This is a genomic window from Azospirillum sp. B506 (assembly GCF_000333595.1).
GTDB lineage: Bacteria > Pseudomonadota > Alphaproteobacteria > Azospirillales > Azospirillaceae > Azospirillum.
Genome location: NZ_BADK01001039.1, coordinates 1 through 9,305, shown reverse-complemented (window position 1 = coordinate 9,305; position 9,305 = coordinate 1). Strand labels below are relative to the sequence as shown.

The window sequence follows — 9,305 nt, the reverse complement described above, 5'->3', positions numbered from 1 at the left end:
GCATCGTAATCGATTACCGCGATTTTCCGACCGACGGGTCCGACATCCAAATTCTCGTAGGGAACTTTGAGCACGACATGGTTCATCGGCCCGCGCCCACTGGTTGGATCGAAGGCGTAAACCTTCAAGGGACGCGATTGTGGCTTCGGGTAGCGGCCTGCCGAGACCATTCTCCGATCTCCCAGTTTTTGTCCGTTCGTAAAAATCAGGAGATTCCACACATTTTTCGCGGCAACAACCAATCGAAGGCACGGCAATCAACGTGTACCAGAGCGGGCATGAGCTTACCCCACGCGAGTTGTCGACACAACCAATCAGGAAGATATCCAGGGTAAGCCGTTCAGATTACCAGCGGTAGGGGCGGCGTCATCCAACAGAAGATGTATGGCAGCAGGGTCGCAAGGCCGCCATGCTCGCCCAAAGCATGCAGCCAGCTTTCGAGACCGGCCTTCCCGCCACCGCTCACCGCCAGCCCCAGAAATCGTCACCTTCGGCAAGATAGCTGCGGCTCAGCACCATCTTGTGGACCTCCGACGCGCCGTCGACCAGCTTGGCCTGCCGGGCGTAGCGGTAGATCCATTCCAACACCGTGTCCTTGGAATAGCCACGAGCGCCGCACAGCTGGATCGCCGTGTCCGCCGCCTTGAACAGCGTGTCGGCGACCTGGACCTTGGCCATCGACACCTCCTTGCGGGCGAAACTGCCGTTGTCCAGCGCGTGCGCCGCCTTCATGGTCAGCAGCCGGCCGATCTCGATCTGCATCGCCGCTTCGCCCAGCATCCATTGCACCCCTTCATGCTCGGCCAGCGGGGTGCCGAAGCTCTCACGCTCCTTGACATAGGCTCCGGCGATCTCCAGGCAGCGCTTGGCGAGGCCGGTCCAGCGCATGCAATGGGTCAGCCGCGCCGGTCCCAGCCGGATCTGCGTCGCCTTCAGCCCGTCGCCGACCGTCATCAGCACATTCTCGTCCGCGATCTCCAAACCGTCGAAGACCAGCTCGCAATGGCCGCCATGCTCCTCCGGCCCCATGATCGGGATGCGGCGCTCGATGCGCCAGCCGGGCTGGTCCCTGTCGAACAGGAAGGCGGTCAGTCCCTTGCGCGGGTCTTCCGATGTGCGCGCCATCAGGATGAAATGCTGCGCGACGCGGGCCCCGGTGATGAACCATTTGCGCCCGGTGATCACCCAGCGGTCGCCCCTGCGCTCGGCCCTCGTCTTCATCATCGACGGGTCGGAAACGCCGCGGGGATGCGGTTCGGTCATGGCGAAGGCGCTGCGCACCCGCCCCTCGACGATGGGGACGAGCCAGCGATCCTTCTGTGCCGGGGTGCCGACCATGCTCAGCAACCGCATGTTGCCGTCGTCCGGGGCGGCGGCGTTGAAGCAGACCGGACCGAAGATCGAGCGGTTCATCTCCTCGTAGCAGGCGGCGACGCCGACCATCGGCAGGCCCTGACCACCGGCTTCCTTCGGCAGTTGCAGGGTCCACAGGCCGGCCGCCTTCGCCTTGGCGCGCAAGGCTTCCAGCGGCGCTTCCGCGATGTTCTCGTGCTCGTCCCAATTGGCGCGGTCGGCCTCGACCGGCAGGATCTCGTCCTCGACGAAGGCGCGGACCCGGCGGCGATAGTCTTCCAGTTCGGCAGGAAGGGTGAAGTCCATGGAAACGCTCCTCGATAGTATTAATGCGGGATCGTTACAGCGAGGAGACCAGATGACCGCCATCGACGGCCAGCACCGCCCCTGTCATGTAGGCGCCGGCATCCGACGCCAGCAGAAGCAGCGGGCCGTCCAGATCGGCCAGCCGGCCGAGCCGACGCTGTGGAATGCGCTTGACCAGCGCCTTGCCGGCCTCGCCGGCGAAGAAGTCCGCGTTCAACTCGGTCGCGACATAGCCGGGGCAGAGCGCGTTGACGCGGATGTCGTAACGGGCCAGTTCCAGAGCCATCGCCTTGGTCAGATGCACCAGCCCGCCCTTGGCGGAAGCATAGGACGAGAGCTGTCCCGCCACCCGCAGCCCAAGGATGGAGGCGATGTTGACGATGGCCCCGCCCTTCCCGTCGTCGCGCATGCGCCGTGCCACCGCGCGCGCCACCCTGGCGCAGCCGGTCAGGTTGGTGTCGACCACCCGGTCCCACTCCTCCTCACCCATGTCGAGGAAGGAGCGTGTGGCGGTGACGCCGGCATTGTTGACGAGGATGTCGATGCGCCCAAGCGCCCCCCACGCCTCGCCCACCGCCGTGGCGACGGAGGCGGGAGCGGTGACATCCATGGCGACGACCACGGCGCTGCCGCCGGTCGCCTCGATGATGGTGCGGGTTTCGGCCAGCGCATCGGTCCGCCGCGCGGCCAGGACGACACGGGCGCCCGCCCTCGCCAGCACGCCAGCAAAATGCCGGCCGAGACCGCTCGACGCGCCGGTGACCAGCGCCGTCCTGCCAATCAGGTCGATGGTGACGCTCATGCTTCCTCCCATGGTTGGGATCGTTTGGCGCGGAGACGGGACACCGTCCCGACCGGCACTCCTATAAAATCGAGCGAGCGCTCGATTTATATCCCTTGGCACCGATCCTGCGCAAGAATGATCAGCGCCGCCAACAATGCGGCGAACGGCATGAGAAGCCTGCGAGGGTTTGGAAGCCGGCGATGGCGTTCAACGGCGTCGCTGTCCAGCGCATGGACCACCCGGCCGTCGCGGTCGGAAAAGCGGACGCTGGCGTTGCGGACCTGGAGCATGGGCGCTCTCCTGCCCGTGGTTGGCTCCGACAAAAACATCGCCCGATATCAAGCTGGCACTTGACCTCGCGCCATTTTCCTATTTTCCTATAGGCAATTCATAATTTAAACAACATCAATATGTGATATTGCTGCAGCCGTTCGGAAACGTCATGGCCCCACCACCTGACCCCACCACCTGACACGGAGACCTGCCATGCGGAATTTGGATGATTTCGACCGGATGGTGATGGCGTCGCTCTGTCCCTCCGGCGCGCTCATGCTGACGCTTGTGCCGTCCGATGGCACGACTGCCGACGTGAACGATCCTGGCGTCCCGGACAATGGCAACGGGGACGCCAGCAATGGGGACGGCGGCGGGGACATCGGCCTGCTTCCCCTCGGTCTCGGCATTGCCTCGGCCATTCTCCTGGCATCGTTGGCGGCGCTGGCCTGATCCGGCCGGCAGTCGCCTCCAACTCTCGAAGGATAAGAAAAAGTGGCGGTTCAGGACCATGACGCATACTGGCACCCCGGCCTGGAAACCCAGAGCCGCGCCGACTGGCGGCAGTTGCAGTTGGACCTGCTGAAGGACCATCTCCAGCACGCTTACGAAGGCTCGCCCTACTACCGCGCCGCCTTCGACGCGCAGGGGGTAACGCCGGGGGACCTGCGCACCCTGGACGACCTGCGGCGCTTCCCCTTCCTGACCAAGGCGACCATCCGCGACCGCCAGGTGGCGGTGCCGCCCTTCGGGGATCTGGTCGCCGTACCGGAACGGGAGATCGTCTACATTTCAGCCTCCAGCGGCTCGACCGGGGTGCCGACCGCCTCCCCCTTCACCGCCAAGGATTTCGAGGAGTGGATCGACTATGAAGCGCGGCAGTTCTGGTCGAGCGGCCTGCGCCCGACCGACCGCTACGCGCATGCGCTGAACTTCTCGCTGTTCGTCGGCGGTCCCTGCGTGCTGGGCGCACAGAAGCTGGGAGCACTCAGCATCCATGCCGGAACCCTGCCGTCGGAACGGCTGCTGGCGGTACTGAACCAGTTCAAGGCGACAGCGCTGTGGACGACGCCATCCTATGCCTGGCATCTGGGCGAAACCGCCCAGCACGAGGGCATCGACCCGGCCCGCGACCTTGCCGTCCGCCGCCTGTTCGTGGCGGGCGAGCCCGGCGGCTCCATCCCGGAGACGCGCGAACGGATCGAGGCGCTGTGGGGAGCGGAGGTCTACGACTATTACGGTTTGTCGGACATCTTCGGCTCCTGCGCCGGCATGTGCGTGGAGAAGGACGGGCTGCACTGGGCCGAGGACCATATCCTGGTCGAGGTTCTCGACCCCGAAACCCTCGAACCGGTGGAGGAGGGAGAGCGCGGCGAGCTGGTGCTGACCACCCTGCGCAAGCGCGCCCGCCCGATCATCCGCTTCCGCACCGGCGACATCGTGTCGGTGACGACGGAGCTATGCCGTTGCGGCCGCACCTCGCTGCGGCTGAAGGGCGTGCATGGGCGGCTCGACGACATGCTGATCGTCAAGGGCGTCAACCTGTTCCCCGGCGACGTGGAGGCGGTGGTGCGCCAGGATCCGGCGCTGACCGGCGAATACCGGCTGGTGCTGGACCGGGTCGAGCGGTTGGACCGCCTGACGGTCGAGGCGGAACACACCCAAGGATTCAATGGCGATCTGGAAGAGCTGCGGGGCCGGCTGCGCCGCCAATTGAAGGCCGCCACCGGCGTCGGGGCAGAGGTCGCCCTGCTCGCCCCCGGCACTCTGCCCCGCGCCGTCCACAAGGCCAAACGAATCGACGACCGCCGCCAGCATGTGTGGTCGTGAACCAATCCCCAGACGGAGCCTGCCCCATGCCGGACACCACTTTTCCCGTCACCGAACGGCTGCGCGACGACATCGCGCCCGAACACATCGCTTTGGCCGCCGACCGCCTGTTCCTCAGTGCGCGTACGCCGCAGTCCTGGTCCGACCGGCCGGTCCCGGTGGAGACTTTGCACCACCTCTACGAACTGGTCCGGCTGGCACCGACCGCCTTCAACGGCAGCCCGGCGCGCTTCGTCTTCCTGACGACACCGGAGGCGAAGGAGCGGCTGCGCCCGGCGCTGAGCCGTGGCAACCAGCCCAAGCTGACGGCCGGCGCCATCGCCATCGTCGCCTATGACCGCCGCTTCTTCGAACATCTGCCACTGCTCAGCCCGCATTACGACCCCTCGCCGATGTTCGTCGACGAACCGTCGCTGGCCGAAACCACCGCGTTCCGCAACGGGTCGCTGCAGGCCGGCTACCTGATCCTGGCCGCCCGGCTGCTTGGGCTGGATGCCGGACCAATGTCGGGATTCGATGCCGCAGCGGTCGATGCGGAGTTCTTTGCCGACGGCCGCCTGAGCACGAACCTGCTGGTGGCCCTGGGCCATGCCGACGGACCGCCGTCACGCCCGCGCGCGCCGCGGCTGGACCTGTCGAAGGCGGTGGTCATCCTTTGACCCCGCCGGATGCCAGGGCCGACGGCGCCCGCAAATTCCCCGTCATCCGCTGCCCCCGGTGAGACCCGCCATGACCAGTTCCCATTCCCTCCTGCGCCGGTCCCTGCTGGGCACGGCGCTGCTCCTCGCCGCCGGGATCGCCGGCCTGATGCCGGAAGCGGCACGGGCGGAGGCGACGGAGGTCCGCTTCGCCCGCAATCTCGGCCTCGGCTATCTGCCGCTCTATGTCATGCAGGACAAGGGCCTGGTGGAAAAGCAGGCCCGCGCCGCCGGGCTGGGGGAGGTCAAGGCCAGCTACATCCCGCTCGGCAACCCGACGACGATCACCGAGGCCACCCTCTCCGGCAATGCCGATTTCGGTGCCGCCGGGGTGCCGGCCTTCATCATCGCCTGGGACAAGACCAAAGGGAACGCCAACCTGCGGGGACTGGCGGCGCTGAACGCCCAGCCGGCCTATCTCAACACCAACCGCCCCGAGGTGAAGAGCCTGAAGGACTTCACCGAAAAGGACCGCATCGTCGTTCCATCGGTCCGCGCCTCCTACCAGGCCATCGTGCTGCAGATCGCGGCGGAGCAGGCCTTCGGCACCGGACAACACGCGAAGCTGGATGCCCAGACCGTCTCGCTGGCCCATCCGGACGGCACCGCCGCGCTGCTGTCCGGCAAGACGGAAATCACGGCGCATTTCACCAGCCCACCCTTCCAGGACCAGCAACTGCGCGATCCGAAGATCCACAAGGTGCTGAGCAGTTATGACGTGCTGGGCGGCCCGGCCTCCTTCAGTGCGCTGTGGACGTCCACCGCCTTCCACGACACCAACCCGAGGCTGATCAAGGCGGTGCTGGCGGCGCTGGAGGAGGCGGTGGCGCAGATAAAGGCGGACCCGCAGGAGGCCGCCCGCGCCTACATCCGCATCGAGAATTCCAGGCTGGGCGTGGAGGAGGTGGCGGCGATGATCACGCATCCGGAGATCTCCTACGATCTCGCCCCGCGTCGCATCGGCACCTTCACCGATTTCATGGCGCGCATCGGCTCCATCCGCAATCGGCCGACCGATTGGCGCGACCTGTTCTTCGCCAACATCTACGACCGCGCCGGCAGCTGAGGACCCGACATGCCAGATACAGACGTCACCATCCACCCGGTCTCGCCCACGCTCGGCGCCGAAATCCGTGGCCTCGACCTGTCACGACCGTTCGGCCCGGCCACGGCATCCGCCCTGGCCGACGCGCTGGACCGCCATCTGGTCCTGGTCTTTCGCAACCAGACGCTGACCGACGCGGACCTCGTTCGGGTTTCCAGCCATTTCGGCCCGCTCGACAAGGCACCGATCACCGAGAACGGCCGGCTGCATGCGCCGGGTCATGAGGAGGTCTATGTCATTTCCAACATCACGGAGAATGGCCGCCCCATCGGCGCGCTGGGGGCGGGGGAATCCGTGTGGCACGCCGACATGACCTATCTGGAGACGCCGCCTTATGCCAGCAGCCTCTATGCGCTGGAGGTGCCGGCGGAAGGCGGCGACACCGGCTTCCTCAGCATGTTCGCCGCCTACGACGCACTGCCGGAGGCGCTGAAGCGACGGGTGGAGGGGCTGTCGGTCAAGCATGACAGCACCACCAACAGCGGCGGCTACCTGCGCCAGGGCTTCACCCCGCCAACCGACGTCGCCACATCGCCCGGCACGGTGCATCCGCTGGTCATCACCCACCGCGCCACCGGCGCCAGGGCCCTGCTGCTGGGCCGCCGGCCCAACGCCTACATCCCCGGCCTTTCCGTGGTGGAGAGCGACGCCCTGCTGGACGAGATCTGGGCGGCGGCGGTGCGTCCGGATCTCGCCTGGCACCACCGCTGGCGGGTCGGCGATCTGGTGATGTGGGACAACCGCTGGACCATGCACCGTCGCGACCCCTTCCCCGACGACCAGCGCCGCCGCATGCACCGGACCCAGATCGCCGTGCCGGACAGCCGGTAGCCCAATCGGCCGCAGGACCGGCAGCGCCACTGACCCGCGTGCGCTTCGTCCTGATCGACCTGGACGACATGCTGATCCAACGGGGCAACCTGTCCGCCCGCGGCTATGACGCCATCAAACGGCTGCACGACGGCGTAATCCCGGTGCTGCCCGTCACTACCGCCCTGCCCGGTTGGACCGACCAAATGGCGCACAGATGGCCGGTGGACGGGGTGATCGCAGAGATGTGCAGTACTGCATATTCACCATAGGAATGGGAAGAGAGCTTAAACATCCCTTTTCCCTGTTTTAAAAATGGAATCCGATGATCTTATCACACTTCCCAGTGTTTCTGCTTAGCCGGGCGGAGGCTGACGGCGCCCAACTCGTTTGGAAAACTCAATAGAATCATGAGTATTCCAAAATTGACGAAGTACTACTGCGATATTGTAGGAACCAACATACAGATACATCAAGCCGGTGGAGTTTCACAGAAATGGCGAACAGCCTGGGATCGACCACTGCACCGAACGTCGAATTGCCGGCCATCGCCGCCGATGTCCTGGTGATCGGCGGCGGCCTGTCGGGAACCTGGGCGGCGCTGGCAGCTGCGCAGGCCGGTGCCAGGGTGGTTCTGGCCGACAAGGGCTATTGCGGCGCAAGCGGGGTCGCCGCCACCTCCGGTCCCGGCCACTGGTGGGTGCCCCCCGATGCCGACGCACGGGCCGAGGCGATCCGCCAGCGCATGGCGATTGCCGGCGGCATCGCCGACCCGGCCTGGATGGAGCGGATCCTCGACATCACCTGGACCACCCTGCCGACCATCGCCGATGTCTACGACTTCTCCACCGACGAGACCGGAACGGTGCAATACCGCGGCCTGCGCGGGCCGGAATATCTGCGGGCGATGCGCCGCAAGATCCACAGGCTCGGCGTCCGCATCCTCGACCAGAGTCCGGCGCTGGAACTGCTGGCCGAGTCCGGCGGCAGCATCGTCGGCGCGCGCGGCCTGCGCCGCCAGCGGGGCGAAGCCTGGACCGTGCGCGCCGGGGCGGTGATCCTGGCGACCGGCGGCTGCGCCTTCAAATCGCGGCTTCTCGGCAGCCATACCAACACCGGCGACGGCCATCTGATGGCGGCGGAGGCCGGGGTGGATTTCTCCGGCATGGAGTTCTCCACCTACCACACGGTGGCGCCGGCCCACTCGACCATGACCCGATCGATGTCCTTCGCCTTTGCCACCTATTACGACGCGGAGGGGCGGGAGATCGCCGTGCCGCCCGGCGACACCACGCGGACGCTGGCCCGCGCCATGCTGGAAGGCCCGGTGCTGTGCAGCCTGCACCGCATGCCGGCTGACATCCGCGAGCGGCTGCGCCGGGTGCAGCCCAACATGATGCTGCCCTTCGACCGCAGTGGTGGCGGCCTCGATCCCTTCACCCGGCGCTTTCCCGTCCTGCTGCGGCCGGAGGGCACCATCCGCGGGTCCGGCGGCATCCGGCTGGCGGATGACGACTGCGGCACCGCCGCCGACGGGCTGTTCGTCGTCGGCGATGCCGCGACGCGCGAGCCGGTGGCGGGGGCGGTGTCGGGCGGCGGCGCCATCCTGGCCGCCTGGGCGCTGTCGTCGGGCGTGATCGCCGGACGCGCCGCCGCGGCGCGGGCAGCCCGCCAGGGCCGGCTCACCGACACTCCCGCCCGTCCGCTGGGACAGGCCGGTTTGCGCCCGGCACGCCATGCCGCGGCGGTCGATCCGCGCGCCATCACCGCCGCCGTCCAGGCCGAGATGTTGCCCTACGACAAGACCATCTTCCGCCGCGGTCCGGCGCTGGCCCGCTCGCTGTCGCGACTGGACGGGGTGTGGAGCGACCTGCGCGACCATCTGGACGGCGAAGGGGCAGCCACGGCGGGGGAAACGGTGCAGGCGCGCGAGAGCGCCGCCCTGACCGCCGTCGCCCGCTGGTGCACCCGCGCCGCGCTCGTCCGGCCGGAAAGCCGCGGCATGCATCTGCGCGTCGATGCCCCGGCCAGCCACCCGGCTCTGGCCCGGTGCCTGACCGTCGGCGGGCTGGACCGGCTGTGGTCCCGCTTCGAGGGCCCGGCCCCCCAGCCTCTCGACAATCCCATCGCCACCCAGGCAGGTGCC

10 protein-coding genes are annotated in these 9,305 nt (G+C 67.2%); 7 read left to right on the top strand and 3 right to left on the bottom strand.

Annotated features, from left to right (window positions below; translation table 11 throughout):
• Positions 1–462 precede the first annotated feature (462 nt).
• The 3 genes from I71_RS31915 to I71_RS39030 form a co-directional block, all read right to left on the bottom strand.
• Complete coding sequence (locus I71_RS31915; RefSeq protein WP_042703795.1) at positions 463–1,659, bottom strand: acyl-CoA dehydrogenase family protein; 1,197 nt, start codon at positions 1,657–1,659, stop codon at positions 463–465.
• Positions 1,660–1,693: 34 nt separating this feature from the next.
• On the bottom strand, positions 1,694–2,461 hold the full coding sequence (locus tag I71_RS31910) for a glucose 1-dehydrogenase (protein WP_042703793.1): 768 nt from the start codon (positions 2,459–2,461) through the stop codon (positions 1,694–1,696).
• Between the two features lie 86 nt (positions 2,462–2,547).
• Entirely contained in the window at positions 2,548–2,733 is a 186-nt protein-coding gene (locus I71_RS39030) for a hypothetical protein (protein WP_042703791.1), read from the bottom strand.
• Between the two features lie 205 nt (positions 2,734–2,938).
• Here I71_RS39030 and I71_RS31900 point away from each other — a divergent pair, with 205 nt between their 5' ends.
• The 7 genes from I71_RS31900 to I71_RS31870 all read left to right on the top strand — a co-directional run.
• Positions 2,939–3,169, top strand: coding sequence for a hypothetical protein (locus tag I71_RS31900; RefSeq protein WP_211098462.1), 231 nt, complete (start codon positions 2,939–2,941; stop codon positions 3,167–3,169).
• 42 nt (positions 3,170–3,211) lie between these two features.
• Complete coding sequence (locus I71_RS31895; protein WP_042703787.1) at positions 3,212–4,546, top strand: phenylacetate--CoA ligase family protein; 1,335 nt, start codon at positions 3,212–3,214, stop codon at positions 4,544–4,546.
• 26 nt (positions 4,547–4,572) lie between these two features.
• A complete protein-coding gene (locus I71_RS31890; RefSeq protein ID WP_083897491.1) occupies positions 4,573–5,205 on the top strand; it encodes a malonic semialdehyde reductase in 633 nt (210 codons plus the stop codon).
• 70 nt (positions 5,206–5,275) lie between these two features.
• Positions 5,276–6,310 (top strand): ABC transporter substrate-binding protein, encoded by a 1,035-nt coding sequence (locus tag I71_RS31885; protein ID WP_042703785.1) that lies wholly within the window; start codon positions 5,276–5,278, stop codon positions 6,308–6,310.
• Positions 6,311–6,319: 9 nt separating this feature from the next.
• The gene (locus I71_RS31880) at positions 6,320–7,180 is read left to right on the top strand and encodes a TauD/TfdA family dioxygenase (RefSeq protein ID WP_042703783.1); all 861 of its coding nucleotides are present in this window, start codon (positions 6,320–6,322) and stop codon (positions 7,178–7,180) included.
• A 38-nt stretch (positions 7,181–7,218) separates the two neighbouring features.
• Positions 7,219–7,431, top strand: coding sequence for a hypothetical protein (locus I71_RS31875; protein ID WP_042703781.1), 213 nt, complete (start codon positions 7,219–7,221; stop codon positions 7,429–7,431).
• A gap of 224 nt (positions 7,432–7,655) precedes the next feature.
• Positions 7,656–9,305, top strand: a 1,650-nt coding sequence (locus tag I71_RS31870) for an FAD-binding protein (RefSeq protein WP_049976441.1), incomplete at its 3' end; no start/stop codon positions are given.

What these genes read in the sequence shown, in the direction of transcription:
- I71_RS39030 (WP_042703791.1), bottom strand. Translation starts at nt 2,733, where the DNA reads ATGCTCCAGGTCCGCAACGCCAGCGTCCGCTTTTCCGACCGCGACGGC.
- I71_RS31885 (WP_042703785.1), top strand. Translation starts at nt 5,276, where the DNA reads ATGACCAGTTCCCATTCCCTCCTGCGCCGGTCCCTGCTGGGCACGGCG.
- I71_RS31915 (WP_042703795.1), bottom strand. Translation starts at nt 1,659, where the DNA reads ATGGACTTCACCCTTCCTGCCGAACTGGAAGACTATCGCCGCCGGGTC.
- I71_RS31880 (WP_042703783.1), top strand. Translation starts at nt 6,320, where the DNA reads ATGCCAGATACAGACGTCACCATCCACCCGGTCTCGCCCACGCTCGGC.
- I71_RS31910 (WP_042703793.1), bottom strand. Translation starts at nt 2,461, where the DNA reads ATGAGCGTCACCATCGACCTGATTGGCAGGACGGCGCTGGTCACCGGC.
- I71_RS31890 (WP_083897491.1), top strand. Translation starts at nt 4,573, where the DNA reads ATGCCGGACACCACTTTTCCCGTCACCGAACGGCTGCGCGACGACATC.